Annotated in this window: 8 protein-coding genes; 6 read left to right on the forward strand and 2 right to left on the reverse strand. The window is 71.8% G+C overall.

What is annotated here, in order from left to right; translation table 11 throughout:
* The first annotated feature begins 278 nt into the window (after nt 1–278).
* The 3 genes from L6E10_RS35145 to L6E10_RS35155 all read left to right on the forward strand — a co-directional run bounded on the left by L6E10_RS35145 (nt 279) and on the right by L6E10_RS35155 (nt 10,725).
* The gene (locus tag L6E10_RS35145) at nt 279–5,450 is read left to right on the forward strand and encodes a type I polyketide synthase (protein WP_236224475.1); all 5,172 of its coding nucleotides are present in this window, start codon (nt 279–281) and stop codon (nt 5,448–5,450) included.
* Nucleotides 5,447–9,709 carry a type I polyketide synthase gene (locus L6E10_RS35150; protein ID WP_236224476.1) on the forward strand — a complete coding sequence of 1,421 codons (4,263 nt, stop codon included), beginning with the start codon at nt 5,447–5,449 and terminating at the stop codon, nt 9,707–9,709. The genes L6E10_RS35145 and L6E10_RS35150 overlap by 4 nt, the downstream gene beginning before the upstream one ends.
* 86 nt (nt 9,710–9,795) lie before the next feature.
* On the forward strand, nt 9,796–10,725 hold the full coding sequence (locus L6E10_RS35155; RefSeq protein ID WP_236224477.1) for an ACP S-malonyltransferase: 930 nt from the start codon (nt 9,796–9,798) through the stop codon (nt 10,723–10,725).
* A gap of 4 nt (nt 10,726–10,729) precedes the next feature.
* On the opposite strand, the gene L6E10_RS35160 is transcribed toward L6E10_RS35155, so the two are convergent.
* Nucleotides 10,730–11,515, reverse strand: a complete 786-nt coding sequence (locus tag L6E10_RS35160) for an IclR family transcriptional regulator (protein WP_236224478.1) — start codon at nt 11,513–11,515, stop codon at nt 10,730–10,732.
* 2,784 nt (nt 11,516–14,299) lie between these two features.
* Nucleotides 14,300–14,539, reverse strand: a complete 240-nt coding sequence (locus tag L6E10_RS35165) for a hypothetical protein (RefSeq protein ID WP_236224479.1) — start codon at nt 14,537–14,539, stop codon at nt 14,300–14,302.
* Between the two features lie 257 nt (nt 14,540–14,796).
* On the opposite strand from L6E10_RS35165, the gene L6E10_RS35170 reads away from it, so the two are divergent.
* The 3 genes from L6E10_RS35170 (at nt 14,797) to L6E10_RS35180 (ending at nt 18,942) form a co-directional block, all read left to right on the forward strand.
* Complete coding sequence (locus L6E10_RS35170) at nt 14,797–15,087, forward strand: SAM-dependent methyltransferase (RefSeq protein WP_236224480.1); 291 nt, start codon at nt 14,797–14,799, stop codon at nt 15,085–15,087.
* Nucleotides 15,088–15,285: 198 nt separating this feature from the next.
* Entirely contained in the window at nt 15,286–17,211 is a 1,926-nt protein-coding gene (locus tag L6E10_RS35175) for an FAD/NAD(P)-binding protein (protein WP_236224481.1), read from the forward strand.
* Nucleotides 17,212–17,226: 15 nt separating this feature from the next.
* Nucleotides 17,227–18,942, forward strand: coding sequence for an AMP-binding protein (locus L6E10_RS35180; RefSeq protein ID WP_236224482.1), 1,716 nt, complete (start codon nt 17,227–17,229; stop codon nt 18,940–18,942).
* Nucleotides 18,943–18,969: the final 27 nt, after the last annotated feature.

Raw genomic sequence — 18,969 nt, forward strand, 5'->3', positions numbered from 1 at the left:
TAGCTTGACGTCGGCACACCCCTGCCACTCGCCGTGGAATGCGCTTCCCCGGCGTCCTTCGCGGCGGGGCCCGTCAGGACGTCGTACCGGTGCGCGCCTTCGCGGCACGGCCGGGTGGAACGCGTCAGGGCGGTGATCACCGCACCGAGCACCCGAAGCCGGAGAAATTCCCCCGTGAACCGCGACCCCGACGTCACCCCGCGACGGCAGGCCTTCGGTGCGAGCACCGAGCTGCCGGGCCGGCCCGCCACCGTCCGAACCGAAAAGGGTGACTCCCGATGACCGACGAGAGCAAGCTTCGCGACTACCTCAAGCGCGCCACGGCGAACCTCCAGCAGGCGCGCGAAAAGCTGACGGCCGCGGAGAACCGCAACCACGAACCGGTCGCGATCATCGGCATGGCCTGCCGCTACCCCGGTGGGGTGTCGACCCCGGACGGCCTGTGGGAGCTCGTGCGCGAAGGCGTCGACGCGGTCGGGGAGTTCCCCGCCGACCGCGGCTGGGACGTCGGCTACGACCCCGGGGGTGAGACGCCCGGCACGACCAGCACTCGCCGGGGTGGTTTCCTGGACGACGCCGCGGGGTTCGACGCGGACTTCTTCGGCATCAGTCCCCGCGAAGCCCTCGGCATGGACCCGCAGCAGCGACTCCTGCTCGAGGTCAGCTGGGAGGCGCTCGAACGCGCCGGACTGGTGCCCGGCGAGCTGCGCGGCACGTCCACCGGCGTGTTCGTCGGTGCCGTGCACAACGACTACGAGTCGCTGCTGCGCGGGGTGCGGGAGACCGAGGGCTACCTGCTCACCGGCAACGCCACCAGCGTCGCGTCCGGCCGCATCTCCTACACCCTGGGTCTGCGCGGACCGGCGATGACCATCGACACCGCGTGCTCCTCGTCGCTGGTCGCCATCCACGAGGCCGTGAACGCCCTGCGCGGCGGTGAGTGCGGGCTCGCCGTCGCGGGCGGTGCCACCGTGATCGCCACGCCCGGCACCTTCGTGGAGTTCAGCCGGCAGCGCGGACTCGCCCCCGACGGGCGGTGCAAGTCCTTCGCCGCCGGAGCCGACGGCACCGGGTGGAGCGAGGGCGCCGGGATCGTCGTGCTGGAGCGGCTGAGCGACGCGATCGCCCACGGCCACCCCGTGCACGCGGTCATCCGCGGCTCGGCGATCAACTCCGACGGCGCCAGCAACGGGCTGACCGCGCCCAGCGGTCCCGCCCAGGAAGCCGTCATCAAGCAGGCCTGCGCGAACGCCAGGCTCACGACGTCGGACGTGGACGTCGTGGAGGCACACGGCACCGGCACCACGCTGGGCGACCCGATCGAGGCACGTGCCCTCGCGGCCACCTACGGCCGGGGACGCGAGCACCCGCTGTGGCTGGGATCGCTCAAGTCCAACATCGGTCACTCCCAGACGGCGGCCGGCGTCGGCGGCGTGATCAAGATGGTGCAGGCGCTGCGCCACGGCGAGCTGCCGCGGACGCTGCACGTCGACCGGCCCACGCCCGACGTGGACTGGTCGGGCGTCGCGCTGCTCACCGAGAACGTGGCCTGGCCGCGCACCGGGCGGCCCCGCCGGGCAGGGGTGTCGTCGTTCGGCATCAGCGGGACGAACGCCCACCTGATCATCGAGGAAGCACCCGAGCAGGCAGCCGGGCCCGCGGCCTCGACGTCCTTTCCCGCCACGCCCTTCGTGTTCTCCGCGAAGACCGACGACGCGGTGCGCGCGCAGGCCGAACAGCTCCGCGCGTTCGTCGCCGGGCACCCCGAGGCGGACCTGACCGGCCTGGCCGCGGCCCTGGCCACGACCCGCACGCGGTTCACCCGCCGCGCCGGCGTGACGGCCTCGAACCGGGAGGAGCTGCTCGAGGAGCTCGCGCAGGTCGAGCCGAGCGGCCGCGACGGCGCCCTGGCGTTCCTCTTCTCCGGACAGGGCGCGCAGCGGCTCGGCATGGGAGCCCGCCTCTACGAGAGGTTCCCCGTCTTCACCAAGGCGCTGGACGACGTCTGCGGTCAGCTCGACGTGGACGTCAAGTCCGTGATGTTCGGTGACGACCCGGACCTGCTGAACCGGACGGGGTACACCCAGCCCGCCCTCTTCGCGTTCGAGACCGCGCTGTACCGGCTGTTCGAGGACTTCGGCGTGGTCCCCTCCCACGTCCTGGGCCACTCGATCGGCGAGATCACCGCCGCCCACGTGGCGGGTGTGCTGTCGCTGACGGACGCGTGCCGGCTCGTCTCCGCACGGGCCCGGCTCATGCAGTCGTTGCCCGAAGGCGGCGCGATGCTCGCCGTGCAGGCGGCCGAGAACGAGATCGACCTGTCCGGGCTGCGGGACCGGGTCTCCGTCGCGGCCGTCAACGGCGAGCGCTCCGTCGTGCTGTCCGGGGACGAGCAGGCCGTGGCGGGCCTGGAGGAGAAGTGGCGGGCCGAGGGCCGCCGGACCACCCGGCTCAAGGTCAGCCACGCCTTCCACTCGCCGTTGATGGACCCGATCCTCGCCGAGTTCGAGGACGTGGTGCGCTCGATCGAGCACTCCGCCCCGATCATCCCGCTCGTCTCCAACGTGACCGGTCGTCCCGTCACGGCCGAGGACCTGGCGAACCCGCGCTACTGGGTCGACCACGCGCGTGGCGCCGTGCGGTTCCACGAAGGCGTTCGTTCGTTGGTGGACAACGGGGTCACGACGATCCTGGAAATCGGCCCGAGCACGGTGCTGACGCCCCTGGCCGCCCAGACCGCTGACGGCACGGTGATCGGCGCGGTGAAGGCCGGGCAGGCGGAGGACGCCGGCGTGGTCGGCGCCCTCGCGGTGATGTACCGGCGCGGGCACGACGTGGCGTGGGAGCGCCTCTTCCGGGAACGCCCGGCCGCTGTTCCCGGCCTGCCGGTCTACCCGTTCCAGCACCAGCGCTTCTGGCCGTCGGGCCAGGCGCGGCCCGGTTCCGCGTCCGGCCTCGGCCAGGACTCGTCCGACCACCCGCTGATCCGCAGCGTGGTCGAGCTGCCGGACGGGACGACGGTCTTCACCGGCGTCCTGTCGCTCGACACGCCGGCCTGGCTGCCGGACCACTGCGTGCACGGCAAGCCGATCCTGCCGGGCACCACGTTCGTCGACATGACGCTGTGGGCCGCACGCCGGCTCGGCTGCGGCCGCATCGACGAGATCAACCACCACGTGTTCGTCTCCGGCGAGCCGGGACGGGTCCGCCAGCTGCGGCTCGTCGTCGACCCCGCCGACGACACCGGCCTGCGCGCCTTCACGGTCCACTCGCGCTTCACCGACGAGGCCGCACACGAGTGGATCCACCACGCCACCGGGGCCATCGCCCGCGACGGCGCCACCCCGAGGCCCGTCGAGCAGTGGCCGCCGACCGGGGCCGAGGTCATCCCGATCGCCCCGTTCTACGAGCGGCTGGCCGACGCCGGGCTCGGGTACGGGCCCTACTTCACCGGCATCCGGGCCGGGTGGAAGGACGGCTCGACCCGCTACGCCGAGGTCTCCCTGCACGCCGAGGCCGACCTCGACACCTACGGCGTCCACCCGGCACTGCTCGACGCCACGCTGCAGCTCGCCGCCGTCGGCTCCGAGCCCGGCACCGAGCACCAGGTGCGCGTTCCCTACGCCTGGTCCGGTGTCACGCTGCACACCACCGGTGTCAGCTCGGTGCGCGTGCGGCTGACCCAGCAGGGCGTCGACACGATGGCCATCGACATCACCGACGTGGAGGGCAACCCCGTCGCGACGGTCGACTCCATCACCCTGCGGCCCGTCTCGTCCGAACAGCTGCGCGCCTCGACCTCGACCAGCGGCGGGATGCTGCAGGAGCTCGACTGGCAGCCCGTGCCGGTGGGGCAGGCGCCCGCGGGTGAGGTGCCGCCCGTGGTGCGGCTGTCCGCCACGGGCACCGATCCCGTGACGCGGACCCGTGAGGTGCTCGACCTCGCGCTCCGCACGGTGCAGAACGCCGACGGCCCGGTCGTGTTCCACACCACCGGTGCCGTGGTCATCGGCTCGGACGACGATCCGGCCGACCCCGCCGCGGCCGCGGTGTGGGGCATGGTCAGGTCCGCGCAGTCGGAGAACCCCGGCCGGTTCGTCCTGGTCGACGCTCCCGACGAGGAGTTCCACCGGAGCCTGCCCGCCGCGCTGGCGACCGGGGAACCCCAGCTCGCGCTGCGCGCCGGCCGCGTTCTCGTGCCCCGGCTGACGCCCGCCCGCACCTCCGCCGCGGACGGGACGCTGCTCGACCCCGACGGCACCGTCCTCATCACCGGCGGTTCCGGTGGCCTGGGCCGCCTGCTGGCCCGCCACCTCGTCGAGCGCCACGGCGCCCGGCACCTGCTGCTGCTCAGCAGGCGTGGCGAGGCCGCCGACGGGTTCGCCGAGCTCAGGACCCGGCTGGCGAAGGCCGGTGCGACGGTCACCGCCGCCGCCTGCGACGCGGCCGACCGCGAGGCGCTCGCCGCGGCGCTGGCCGCGATCCCGGCGGAGCACCCGCTCACCGCTGTCGTGCACGCCGCCGGCGTCGTCGACGACGGTGTGGTCAGCGACCTGACGAACGAGCGCGTCGACGCGGTGCTGCGTCCCAAGGCGGACGCGGCCTGGCACCTGCACGAGCTGACGAAGGAGCACGACCTGCGCTCGTTCGTGCTGTTCTCTTCGGCCTCCGGACTGCTCGGCATGCCGGGACAGGCGGCGTACGCGGCCGCGAACACGTTCCTCGACGCGGTGGCCCACCACCGCCGTGCGCAAGGACTGCCCGCCACCTCGCTCGCGTGGGGTCCGTGGGCCGGCACCGAGCAGGACGGCGGCATGGCCGCCCGGCTGAGCGAGGTCGACCGCAACCGCCTGCTGCGGCTGGGCGTCGTCCCGATCTCCGGTGACGAGGGGCTGCGGTTGTTCGACGACGCGGCCGGCTCCGGCCCCGCGCTCCTCGTGCCGGCCCGGCTCTCCGTGCCCCAGGACGGCACGGCCTCCCCGGTGCTGCGCGGCTTCGTCCGCGTGAAGCGGGCACCCGCGGGAAGGGTGGTGGCGGCGGAAGGTCCGACCCTGGCGGGACGCCTGGCCTCGGCACCGCCGGAGGACCGCGTGGACCTCGTGGTGGCGGTGGTGCGTGAACACGTCGGCGCCGTGCTCGGCCACGCGTCGCCGGGCTCGGTGGAACCGGACCGCGGCTTCATGGAGAGCGGCTTCGACTCGCTCACCGCCCTGGAGCTGCGCAACCGGCTCAACAGCGCGGCGAAGCTGAAGCTGCCCGCGACCGCGCTGTTCGACCACTCGACGCCCAGGGCGCTGGCCGAGCACCTGGTCGGCCTCCTGTGCGCGGACGAGCAGACCGCGCCCGCCGCGGCCGCGCCCGCCGCGAGCTCCCTCGCCGACGAGATCGACTCGTCCTCCGACGACGAGCTGCTCGCCCTCATCGACCGCGAGTTCGGGGTGTCCTCATGAGCAACGACGACAAACTCAGGTCCGCGGTCAAGAAACTGGCCGTCGACCTCCACCAGACGCGTGAGGAGCTGCGCGCGGTCAAGGACCGCGCGAGCGAACCGATCGCCGTCGTCGGCATGGCGTGCCGCTTCCCCGGCGGCGTCCGCTCGCCCGAGGACCTGTGGCAGGTGCTCGTGCAGGAGCGCGATGTCACGAGCGAGTTCCCGGACGACCGCGGCTGGGACCTGGAGGCGTTGTACGACGCGGATCCCGCGAAGTCGGGGAGCAGCTACGCGCGCCGGGGCGGGTTCCTCGACGGTGTCGCCGACTTCGACGCGCCGTTCTTCGGCATCTCGCCGAAGGAGGCCCTGGCGATGGACCCCCAGCAGCGGCTGCTGCTGGAGACCTCCTGGGAGGCCGTGGAGAGCAGCGGCCTCGACCCCCGCTCGTTGCGCGGCAAGCAGGTCGGCGTCTACGCCGGCGTGATGTACCACGACTACGGGCCGCCGTCGCACCTCGCGCCCCCGGACGTCGAGGGGCAGCTCACCATCGGCATCGCGGGGAGCATCGCCTCCGGTCGCGTCTCCTACGTCCTCGGGCTGGAGGGCCCCACCTCCACGGTCGACACCGCCTGCTCGTCGTCACTGGTCACACTGCACCTGGCCGCCAGGGCGCTGCGGTCCGGCGAGTGCACGATGGCGCTGGCGGGCGGCGTCACGGTGATGGCGACACCGGGCTCGTTCACCGAGTTCAGCCGCCTGCGGGCGCTGGCGCCCGACGGCCGCTGCAAGCCGTTCTCCGACGACGCGGACGGCATGGCGTGGGGCGAGGGCGCGGGCATGCTCCTGCTCGAACGCCTCTCCGACGCCCAGGCCAACGGCCACCCCGTGCTCGCGGTCGTGCGGGGCACCGCCATGAACTCCGACGGTGCCAGCAGCGGCCTGACCGCCCCGAGCGGCCCCGCCCAGCAGCGGGTCATCCGCGCGGCGCTGGAGGACGCCGGGCTGACCGGCGACCAGATCGACGCCGTGGAGGCGCACAGCCCCGGCACCCAACTGGGCGACTCCATCGAGGTCCAGGCGCTCGACGCGGTCTTCGGTTCCCACCGGGACCGGCCGGTCCTGCTGGGCTCGGTGAAGTCCAACCTCGGCCACACCCAGGCCGCGGCCGGGGTGGCCGGCGTGATCAAGATGGTGCAGTCCCTGCGCCACGGCGTGCTGCCGCGCAGCCTCCACATCAGCCGCCCCACCTCCCACCTCGACTGGTCCACCAGTCAGCTGGATCTCCTCACCGAGGCGAAGCCCTGGCAGCGCGGAGCCGAACCGCGCCGGGCCGGTGTGTCCGCGTTCGCGATCAGTGGTGCGAACGCCCACGTCGTGCTGGAGGAGGCGCCCGAGGCCGAGGGTGAGCGGCCACCGGTCGAGCGCGTCGCGACACCGTTCGTGCTGTCCGGGCGCACCGCGGAGGCCCTGCGTCTCCAGGCCGCCCGCCTGCGCGACCACCTCAGCGCACACCCCGGCCTGCATCCCGGCGATGTCGCCGTGTCGCTCACCGGGCGGACGCCGTTCCGGCACCGGGCACTCGTGGCGGGAGAAGACCCGCTCGCGGGCCTGAGCGCGCTGGCGGCGGGAGAGACCGCGCCCGGCGTCCGGACGGGGGTGACAGGGTCGGCACCGGTCGAGGTCGTGTTCCCCGGACACGGCCCGGACCTGGAGCTCGGGCGCGAGCTGCACGACGCGCATCCCGTGTTCGCCGAGGCGTTCGACACCGCGTGCCAGGCGTTCGACGCGCTCCTCGACCGGCCTCTGCGTCCGGTCGTCCTGGAGGAGCCCGAACAGGCGCGGGAGATCAGGTTCGCCCTGCCCGCGCTGTTCGCCTTCGAGGTGGCGCAGTTCCGGCTCCTGCGTTCGTGGGGGGTGCGGCCCGACCGGCTGTGGGGCGGGGGTGTGGGCGAGATCGCCGCCGCCCACGTCGCCGGGCTGCTGGCGCTGCCGGACGCCGCTCGCCTGGTCACCGCCATGGCGGTGTCCGCGGCGGAGTTCGCCCGGACCAGCGAATCCGTGGGCTACCGGGGGCTTTCGTCCCCGCTGGTGCGGGACCTCGCCAGTGCCTCGGGCTGGAGCGCGGCGGCCGAGCCGGACGCGTCGGCCAACCGGGTGGAGCTCGGTCCGGCGACTGCGCGGCGGGCGCGGCTGTGCGCTGCTCTGGCCGCGCTGTTCGTCGACGGCGCCGAGGTCGACCTCGCGGCCGCGTTCGCCGGAACCGGAACCACGGTGCCGCTGCCGACCTACGCGTTCCAGCGACGCCGCTACTGGATCGACGGCGGTGCGGCGGCCGGCGCCTCCGCCCTCCTCACGTCCTCCGTCGACCTCGCGACGGGCGGCAGCCTGCACACCGGCCACGTGTCGGTGGAGCGCCAGAGCTGGTTGAACGACCACCGCGTCGGCGGCGAGGTGGTGGTTCCCGGCACCGCGCTGCTCGACCTGGTGCTGCGGACCGACCCTGCGGCGCGCGTCGCCGACGTGGTGTTCACCGCCCCGATCACCGCTCCGGCCGAGGTGCAGCTGCAACTGTCCACACCGGACGAAAACGGCGACCGTGCCGTTGCGGTGCACTCGCGGTCCTCGGAGAAGTCGCCGTGGACCCAGAACGCCCGTGCCACGGTGACCGGGGCGAGCGCGGCCCCCGCACCGCTCGCCGGTGCCTGGCCTCCGGCCGGCGCCGTGCCCGTCCCGGTCTCGGGCCTGCACGACCTGCTCGCCGGGCGCGGTCTGTCGTGCGGACCTGCCTTCCGCGGTCTCGAAGCGTTGTGGCGCCGGGATGACGAGCTGTTCCTGGAGGTGCGTTCGCCGCTGGGGGCGGGGGAGCACCTGGTGCACCCCGCGCTGCTCGACGCGGCTCTGCACCCGTTGGCGCTCGGCTTCCTGCTCCCGGATTCCGCCGGTGTGCGGGTGCCGTTCTCGTGGAGCGGTGTCGAGGTGCACACCGCGGGTGCCACGGCGCTGCGGGTGCGGATGACGGCCACCGGCGAGGACTCGGTGTCCCTGACCGCCTGGGACGGCACCGGCGCTCCCGTGCTGACCGCGGACGAGCTGGTCGCCCGTCCGGTCGTCCTCACCGCCGCGGACGCCTCCGTGCCACCGGAACCGGTGCTGTCCACTGTGGACGCCGACCCGCCGCTGCGGGTCCGCACCGCCCCGGGCACCGCGACGCCCCGGCTGACCGGTCTCGGCGCGGACGAGCTCGCCGACGCGATCACGGCGACCGCCGCGGACCTGCTCGGCTGTGCGGTCGAGGACATCTCGCCGGACGTGGCCCTGTTCGAGATCGGGCTCACCTCGCTCAGCGCGCTGGGACTGCGCAACTGGATCGAGCGGGAGTCCGGCCTGTCCCTGCCGGTCACGGCCATCTTCGACCACCCGTCGCCGCAGGCGCTCGCCAAGCACCTGCGCCAGCGGCTCGAGGCGTCCGCGGCCCCCGCCACCTCCGCTCCGGTGTCGCTGGCGGGAACCACCGTCCTGCTCACCGGGGCGACCGGCGGACTGGGCCGCCTGTTCGCCGAGACCCTGGCCGAAGCCGGCGCGAACCTCGTCCTGACCGGCCGCGACGGCACGGCGCTGGCCGGTGTCGCGGAGCACGTCAGGGCGCTGGGTGGCCAGGTGCGGCACGAGGTCGCGGACGTCATGGACGCCGAACGGATGTCCGCCGCGGTGCAGCGCGCGGTCGACACGTTCGGCAAGGTCGACGTGCTCGTCAACAACGCCGGTGTCTCCGGCCCGATGGGGCCGATGTGGGAGACCGACGAGGGCGAGTGGTGGCGGGCCATGGAGGTCAACGTGCGCGGCACGTTGAAGGTCTGCCGTGCGGTGCTGCCCGGCATGGTGTCCCGTGGCGCCGGCCGCATCATCAACGTCGTCAGCTCCGCGGGCCGGCACCGCTGGCCGAACCTGTCGTCCTACTCGGTGTCGAAGGCGGCCCTGATCAAGGTGGCCGACAACCTGGATCCCGAGCTGCACGGCACCGGGGTCTCGGTCTTCAGCTTCCACCCCGGCCTCGTGGACCTCGGGCTGACGAAGCAGCACCTGGACCGGGGACCGACCGGGGACACGTGGGGCGACGAGGTGCGCGACTGGTTGAGCGAGCAGCGTGAGCACGGCCGGTTCTCCGCGCCGGAGCAGGCGGTGCGGCTGCTGCTCACCCTCGCCTCCGGAGCCGCGGATTCGTTGTCGGGCCGCTACCTGACGCCTGATGACGACCTCCGGGCACTGCTGGGCAACTAGAGGTGGGCCGGGTCCGGTGCGGGACCCGGCCGCCGGGGATCCCCGGACCACCACCGCCGACGAGCCGGAGACCAGAGGACGACCTCATGAACCGAGCACCCGCCAACCCGGTCTTGTTGTTCCCGGGCCACGGTGGCTACCTGCCGGGAGGCTTGCAGGAGTTCACCGACGACTTCGCGGGCCTGCCGTCCGTCCTGGAGCGGATCACCGCGGCGTCCCGCGCGGCAGGCGGCCCCGACGTCGCCGAGCTGCTCACCGACCGCGCGGCCCCGACCCTGCGCAGTCTCGTCGACGACGATCCCGGCAGGCTGCACCTGGCGATCTTCGCCACCGAGCTCTGCCTGCACGAGATCTACACCCGGAGCTGGGGACTCTCCCCGGCGGTCCTGGTGGGCCACAGCCTGGGGGAGTTCGCGGCTCTCGTGGCCGCCGGATGCCTGTCGCCAGAGACCGGTGTCCGGCTGATCGTCGAGCGCGACGAGGCACTGCGCTCCAGCGGGCTGCGGCAGGGCGGCATGGTGGCGTTGCGCGCTGATCGCCGAACCGCCGACCGGCTGCTCGCGGGGCTGGACGACGACCACACCGTGCTCGCCGTCGACAACGGGGAGGACCAGGTCGTCGTGTCCGGTCTCGCGGAACCCCTGCGGCGGCTCGCCGGGTGTGCCGCCGACGCGGGGGTGGAGGTGACCTGGCTGCAGGTGCCCTACCCGTTCCACAACGCGTTGCTCGCCGACGCGGCGGCGCGGTTCTCCGCCGTCGTGGACACGATCGACTGCCGTGCGCCGGAGGTTCCCGTCCACTCACCGGTGCTCGGACGCGAGGTGCGGCGGCCGGCGGACGTCCGCGAGGTGCTCGCGAGCCACCTGGTGCGCCCGGTCGGTTTCCGCGACGCGCTGAAGTCGCTGAACGCGCAGGGCCACCGCGTTTACCTGGAATGCGGCGGGAAGGCGGTGCTGACGAACCTGGTGCGGTCGGCACGGGAACTCGACGGTGCGGCGGCGCCCGGTGCGGCGTGAGCGCTCATCCCGCCGGTCGTTGCTCGACCGGTCCGCAGGACTGGGCGGTGGCGATGGCTCCGGCCGTCGCCACCGCCCGCCGCAGGGCAAGGGTCGTGCGCGGGAGGTCGATCCGGCCGGGGTAGGCGACCCCCAGGCTGATGAAGGGGCGGTCGTCGCCGATGCGGACGGGCATGGCCACGGCAGCACCGCCGTGGGCGGAGTTCTTGGTGACGACCGCGATTCCGCGTTTGCGCACGGATTGGAGATCGACCAGCAGCCGCGTGGGTGACGTCCCCGTGCAGGCGGCGAACTCGTCGACGCGGTCCAGCAGGTCCGTCCGGAACGCGAGGAGCGCGTGCCCGGTCGCGGTCGCGGACGCGGGTTGCAGGAGCGGCTGGCTCTGCACGTAGTCGCTGAGCTCACCGCGGTAGAGCTGCTCGACGTAGCGGACGTGCGTTCCGTCGAGGACCCCCATGAGGACGACTCCGCGGGTGCGGTCCTGGAGGTCCATCAGCAACGGAGTGAGAGCCCGCCGGAGCTGCTCGGCTCTGCCGTGGTCGCTGTGCCGGGTCATGTCGGAGAGGTAGCCCCCGACCACGAAACCGCCGTCGGCCTGGGCCGCGAGGTTCAGGTCGGTCAGCACCCCGAGGATGCGGTGCACCGACGACTTGGGTTCCCCGGTGCGGCGGGCCAGGTCGGACAGCGACATCGGCCCGTCAGCCCTGGCCAGCACCTCCATCAAGGCCAGTGCCCTGCGCAACGGCCGTCCGGCGGCGGTCTCGAGCTTCGGCAGCGGCTCCGCGATCACCCCCGCGGACCGGTGGACCCCGCATGACCGTGCCGATCGTTCGTGCCTCACCCTGCAACGACCTCACCTTCGAGAGGGAACTTCCTGATGAATCGGCGTACTCGGCCGAGCGGGTGCACCGCTCAGCCGACGAGTTCGGAGTTCGCGGCCGGTGGCGCCGCGGAGCACGGCTCACGCGAGGCCGTCACGACCTGCCCCGGTGCCCAGACCGGTGCCGCCGCGAGACCACTCACCGCGGCAGGAGGCGATTCCGCACCTGCGTGCGGCCCCGCGGCAGTGCAGAGCGGCGGAAGGGGACCGCGGAACCACGGACCGCCTGCCGTGCACGCGTGCCACAGTGCCTCAGCGCACCGGCAGTTGCGCAGTTTCTTGAGCCGCCTCGTGCAGGTCGGCGAGCACCGGCGGCAACCTCGCCCCGCAGGCGGGGGCAGGCCATCTCGACGAGGCTCTGCGGTTCGCAGGAACCCGGCCGTCCGGTGGACCGCCGACCTCGGCAGCCATCGGAGGACTGCACGACCGACAACACCTTTGTCGCCGCGGTGCGCCGTGAGGCCCTGAGATCTTCGGGCTTCGGCACCGCCTTCACGGCGGCGGGCGGTTCTTCGACGCAAGGTGGTTCGTCGATCAAGGCACCCTCCCAGTCCATCGGTCGTATCGACGATATGGCCGATGTGGTCGGGCTTTACTGCGGATTTCCGTAACGTCCGCGAACGCTCGTGTGTGCGTTGCCACAGCCAGGATTGCGGTAACACCACGGGTTTTCCTGGTTCAATCAGATCTTGTGCGGCTTCTGCGCTCTTTGTGGGAGCGCGACCACATTTCCGCATCCGCGACGTCAGCCGGCGTTCGTGATTCCTCCGGACGAGTTCGGGGTTCGTCTTGACCGGCTCGCATTCAGCACCTGGCCGGGAAGGCGCCGGTCCGCTGAGGCCGATGATCTGGGCGTGCTCTGCGTTCGAGCACATTTGCTCATCAGGGAGGGGGAGTGGTGCCATTGGTCTGATGTGGACGGTGAAGTCAGTTCACGGGCAGAGTCCGAGAAAGCCGCGCTCACCTGGGATCACCGTCCCCGCCGGTGGTACCGCCCAGTTCTGCGGACCTGCGGGGCGGCGAAGCCGAACGATCCCCGCAGGAAGTTGTCCGCGCCTCATCCCGGAACATTCTGCCGTTGAAGCGGAGTTCTCGGTGCATCTGCGATGCCTGGCCGGCTTGGGCGGCGTTGCGCCAACGAGCCGGGAGTGTGCGGCCAACGGTGTACCGGAGCAGGGCTCGCGCGAGGCGATCTCGGCGGCGCGGCTGACGTGCGGGGTCACGGCGTCAGGCATCAGGCGTCCGGCGCTCCGATCACCGAGATGGCTTCCGGCGAGATCCATCCTGCAGCCACGCCGGTGATGCGACAGGACCACTCACCGCGGTCGAAGGCACCCCGTACCTCCGCAAGCCCAGAAATCAGGCGCTCCCGGAACGTGATGATCGCAGGTGTGCGAGCCGTGAGTCGTGCCACTCGGCAGTGCAGCGGCATAGGAGTCCGGAACCTGGCGGCGACGTCGCTGGATCGCCTGTCGCGCACGCGCTCCACGTTGCCGCAACACCTGGTCCGGCAGGGCCGGCGGGACGGAGACTGGCCGGCTCCAGCGACCTCGAGGTGAGGAAGAACCGGTTGTCGGCCATGTCGGCAAGAGCTTCGGCCCGCAAGAATCGAAGCATTCACTGGGTCGTTGCAGTCGCCGAAGATTGCAACGCGGACAGCACTCCGGTCGCCGCGGTGCGCGGTGGCCGTGGGGTAGTCGGTCCTGAACGCCGGGTCCGCAGCGGCAAGTGGATCCTCGTCCTGTGGCAGCTCCGCGATCAGGGCTTCCCCTCATCCATCAGCTACCCGCAACATGAGTCACTGTCAGCTCGCACTGTGGTTTTCCGCAGGAACCTGCCCGACCCCCGGTGTGAGTGGTCACAACCATGAATCGATCACTGCGCAGTGCGAATTCTTCCGGACAGCTTTCGACGTTCGCCCGGATGTGCTGCTCGGGCACAGCCCCGGTGAGGTCACCGTCATGGTGGCCACAGGCGGCCTGATGGCCGAGAGGGGAGTGGTCCTGCCGTGCGAACGACACGGGTGGCCCTGCCGGGTCGCGCCGACCAACTCAAGCGGCTCGAAGACCTCGCCACCTCTCGCGGCGTCACCGTGACGCCGTTGCATGTAGGTCGATGCGTTCAGCACCACGCCGCTCTTGAGCTCCGGCAACCTGGTCGCCGAAGACGACTGCACCCACACGGTACGGCCACGGCGAGCGGAGCAGCCGCGGCTCGAACCCGTTCCCGGTACCTCGGGGCCTACTGGCTCCGGCGGGCACGCACCTGATGGGTACCGCGTCCACGACAGCGCGATGGCTCGCTTTCGTTCGACCATCCGCTCACCGGCATGAGCGTGCGTTCGGAGCGACCGGATCCGGCCGCGTCGTCTGCTTCCGAAGTGCTGAGCGCTCACCTCGGTCCGGGGACAGATGGATCAGAGAGATGTCCCCACCGTCGACGTGGTACCCGGCGGGCAGCAGGCTCGACCGTGATCACGTTGGTGCTTTCGGGTGAGCAGGTTTCGGTGAGGTGGGCGAGGAATCCCGTTCAGCGGGTGGTCTTTCCCCGGCCTGCGCAGCGGGCGGTGGGGCGTGGGGAGAGGCGATCACCCGGAACGAGGACGGCAGCCGGCCGGTCGGACAGATCGACCGGAAACGGCAGCACGCAGACCCCGGCCACCTGAGCGGATCAAGATCGCCGGTCGAGTCACGTTCAGAGCCTGTTGGCCCCGTTCTGCACATGGCGGTGCTTCCGGGCGAGACGGAAGATCAAGGCGGCGATCAAAGCACCGACCAGTCCGAGCGCCAGGAACAACCACCCGATCCCCTCACCGCTGGAGATGACGATGCTGATGCCTGTTATCACCGCTATGAGGGCCATCGCCGTCGTTGTCGCAGCTCTCCAGGTGAAGGGCGACCGGCTGTCGAAGTCCTTGGATGCGTCGGCTTCCACGGGTCTTCGGTACCCGGAAACAGCTTCCGTCAATCCCAGGTGCGTTCGACTCCACTGACCGGACCGGGTGTGGCTGTACCTTCGCGGGTGGTCGGTGCGGTTGCCGCACGACCCGGGGCTGCCGGGTTCCACGGTTCTCTTCCCGTCGGTTTCGGTGCTGACTCGGGTGGACGCCCCGAGGGCCTTGCCTGACGCGTCCTCGCACATCACCACCGGCACGCCGAGGTAGACCTCCTCCCCGCCGGGCGGTGCTGTTCATGCCCGAGGCCGGGGTGCAACGTCCACGGAATCGCCAGGTCGCCGTCGCGCACAGCCGTCTGCTGTTGGCGCACAACGACAACGGCGACATCGTGGAAGCTCACATCACCCAACCGGAGACGTGTTCGGCGCCGAGCCGCCGGCTGCTCGACTTCGACCAGCCGGTCGGGCTGCCGCCATCACCATCGGCCACCGCACCCCCCGAAGCCGAAGCCGCAGGCCTGTTCGCCCGCCATCCGCGGCGAGCAGGTCGTCAACAGGATGAAGTCCTGTGCTCCGAAAGGCCGTGAACCGGGGACCCATACCTGATCGATAGCGGGTCGACAGCCGGAATGCCCATCGTGGCAACAGAAAGCCCGACAGACACGGGGGAAGAGGAACGGGGACGCCTCGTCACCTGCTCCTGCGTGGTCAGGGCCGGAGCCGTGTCGATAGGGCCGACTGCCGCGAACCTCGAGCGGACACGTCGGCCCCTGGAAAGGAAAGCCATGACTGACTTCATTCCGCGAGCCGACCTGGACGTGGTGATCGTCGGCGCGGGTCCGCGAGGACTCTCCGTGCTGGAGCGGCTGGTCGCGCGTTTGGCGGACACGCCCAGGGACGGAGAGGTGCGCGTGCACCTGTTCGACCCCGACGAGGCGGGTGCGGGGCGGATCTGGAGGACCTCGCAGTCGGTGTGCTTCCTGATGAACACCGCCGCCGGTGAGGTGAGCGTGTTCTCCGCCGGGCCCGACGGTGGCCCTGCCAGGGCGGGGTCCGGGCCTTCGTTCTCGGACTGGCTCTCGACCCATCCGCGCTGGTCCGGTGTCGGACCCGACGACTACGGTCCGCGGGCCGTGTACGGCGAGTACCTCCGGATGGCGTTCGAGGCGATCGTCGCCAACGCGCCGGACGGCGTGACGGTCCGGCACGTGGCGGAGAAGGCCGTGTCGCTCACCCGTGAGTTCGGGCTGACGACGGTGACCGGGTCCGGTGGCACGGTGGTGAGCGCCGACAAGGTGGTGCTGACCACCGGGCACCCGCGGGTCAGGCCGGAGGACGGGGAGAAGGAGCTCCTCACGTTCGCCCGGCACCGGTCCGGCCTGACGTACCTGCGCGGCGACTCCGCGGCCGACATGCCGCTGGGCGTGATCGCTCCGGGGGAGCAGGTCGGCGTGATCGGCCTCGGGCTGACGTTCTTCGACGTCCTCGCGGAGCTGACGATCGGGCGGGGCGGCAGGTTCGTCGAGCGCGACGGGCAGACCGAGTACCTGCCCAGCGGACGCGAGCCCCACCTGGTCGCGGGTTCTCGCAGCGGGCTGGTGATGCTGGCGCGCGGCCGCAACCAGAAGGCCCCGACCTACCGCTACCAGGCCAAGTTCGTGACCGGGGCGGCGATCGTGCGGGCCCGGCGCGGTGCCCAGCGGATCACCGGCTCCGCGCAGCTCGACTTCGTGCGGGACGTGTTGTCGTTGCTGCGCCTGGAGGTCGAGCACGTCTACTACACCGCGCACGTCCGGCGCAGGCACGGGGACGAGGCGGCGCAGTGGTTCGCGGCCGGTCACCTGGCGTCCGACGACCGCGAGGAGCTGCTGGCGGCGTGGGACCTCGGGGACGTGCCGCCGCTGGACCTCGAGCAGATCGCGCGGCCGTTCGTCGACAGGGAGTTCGACAGCCCGGACGCCTTCCACGACGAGCTGCTGGAGCTGCTGCGGCAGGACGTCGCCGAGGCCCGCGAGGGCAACGTCGACAACCCGCTCAAGGCGTCGCTGGACATCCTGCGCGACACCCGCGGGATGGTGCGGCAGGCCGTCGACTTCGCCGGGCTGCGGCCCGAGTCGCACCGCGAGTTCGTGACGTGGTTCAACCCCATCAACACCATGGTGTCCGCCGGCCCGCCCTGGATCCGGGTGGACCAGGCGGCCGCCGTGATCCGCGCCGGGCTGCTGACGGTGGTGGGCCCGGGGACGTCCGTCAGGGCGGACCACTCGAGCGGCGCCTTCGTGCTGGAGTCCTCCTGCGTCACCGGATCGCGGCGCGAGGTCTCCACGCTGATCGACGCGCGCATCCCGCGGTCGACGCTGTCGTCCAACACCGACGCGCTCATCGCGGGTCTGGTGTCCGACGGGCTGATCACGGAGATGGTCAACGCCGACCTGTCGAGCGGTGTGCGGTTCCGCGCCGGCAGCGTCGCGGTCACCAGGAGCCCGTTCCACGTCATCGACGTGCTCGGCAACCCCGACCCCGACCTGTACGCGCTGGGCGTGCCCACCGAGAACACGCGGTGGTTCACGCAGATCGGCACCGGCAGGCCCGGACCGATGACCGGTTTCCACACCGACGCGGACGGCATCGCCGAGGACGTGCTGCGCCACCGCCCCGCCGTCCGGACGCCGAAGGCGTCCACCGCCACGCACCCGGCCGCCGCGATCTGAGGGGAAAGACCTGTCATGTCACCGAGAACAGCCACTGAGAAGTTCCGCGCCGCGCGGGATCTGCTGCTGGAGCTCCGCGACGACCACGACCGGGCCCACGCCGAGTTCAGGTGGCCGGAGTTCGACGAGTTCAACTGGGCGCTCGACTGGTTCGACGCCGTGGCGAGCGGGAACGACCGCACGGCGCTGCACGTCGTGGGCGGCCGGACCGAGGAGAAGGTCTCCTACGCGGAGCTCTCGGAACGGTCCGACCGTCTCGCCAACGGCCTGCGCGCCGCCGGTGTGCGGCGTGGCGACCGACTGCTCATGATGCTCGACAACCAGCTCGCCGTCTGGGAGGCGCAGCTGGCCGCGATGAAGCTGGGCGCGGTCGTCGTCCCGACCTTCACCACCGTGTCCGGCGCCGACCTGGTCGACCGCGTCGAACGGGCCGACGTGCGGCACGTGCTCACGACGCCCGAGCTGACCGAGGGCTTCGAGTGGTTGCCCGGCCACGTGACGAGGATCTGCGCGGGCCGGGTGCCCGGCTGGCTCGCCCTCGACGACCTGCGGTCGGCTCCCGCCGGCTTCACCCCCGACGCGCCCACACGGGCCGACGAGACGTTGTTCCTGTACTTCACCTCGGGCACGACCTCGCGCCCGAAGCTGGTGCGGCACACCCACGTGAGCTATCCGGTGGGGCACCTGTCCGGCATGTACTGGAACGGTGTCCGCCCGGGAGACGTCCACCTGAACGTCTCCGCGCCGGGCTGGGCGAAGCACGCGTGGAGCTCGTTCTTCGTGCCCCTCAACGCCGAGGCCTCGGTGCTGAGCGTGACCACCCCCAACGGCAAGGACCTGCTGGACCGCATGGTCCGGCACGGCGTGACGACGTTCTGCGCACCGCCGACCGTGTGGCGGATGCTCATCCAGGAGGACCTGCGGCACTGGCAGGTGTCGTTGCGGGAGGCGGGAAGCGTCGGTGAGCCGCTCAACCCCGAGGTGGTCGAACGGGTCCGCGCTGCCTGGGGCGTGACCGTGAGGGACGGGTACGGGCAGACCGAGACGACGGCGCAGATCGGCAACAGTCCCACACTGCCCGTCCGGCTGGGATCGATGGGAAAACCGTTGCCCGGCTACGACATCGTGCTCGTCGACCCGGCCACGGGCGCGGCGGGCGACGACGGCGAGGTCTGCGTCAGCCTCACGCCGCGGCCGCTGGGCGTGATGCCCGGCTACGTCGACGACGACGAGAAGAACGCCAAGACGTTCGCCGGCGGTTACTACCACACCGGTGACATCGCCCACCGCGACGAAGACGGCTACCTGCACTACCTGGGACGCACGGACGACATGTTCAAGTCCTACGACCACCGGATCTCCCCGTTCGAGCTGGAGAGCGTGCTCCTCGAGCACGACGCCGTGGCGGAGGCCGCGGTGGTGCCCGCTCCCGACCCGGTGGGTCTGGTGGTGCCGAAGGCCTACGTCGCACTCGCGGCGGGCGAACTGCCCGACGCCGGCACCGCGCGGCGGATCCTCAGCCACGCCAGCGCGAACCTGGCTCCCCACCAGTGGGTTCGCCGCCTGGAGTTCACGACGCTGCCGAAGACCACCTCCGGCAAGATCCGCCGGAACAAGCTGCGGGCCCGCGACGTCGAGCGGGCCGCGGGGACCGAGTTCCCCGGCACGACCGAGTACCTGGCCGACGAACTGCTGGAGACCGCGCTGCCCGCGGCTCCCGGAATCGGCTGAGAGACACCAGTCTTACCACCCCCGCAC

Origin of the sequence: Lentzea sp. CC55 (assembly GCF_021056325.1) — a bacterium.
Lineage (GTDB): Bacteria > Actinomycetota > Actinomycetes > Mycobacteriales > Pseudonocardiaceae > Lentzea > Lentzea jiangxiensis.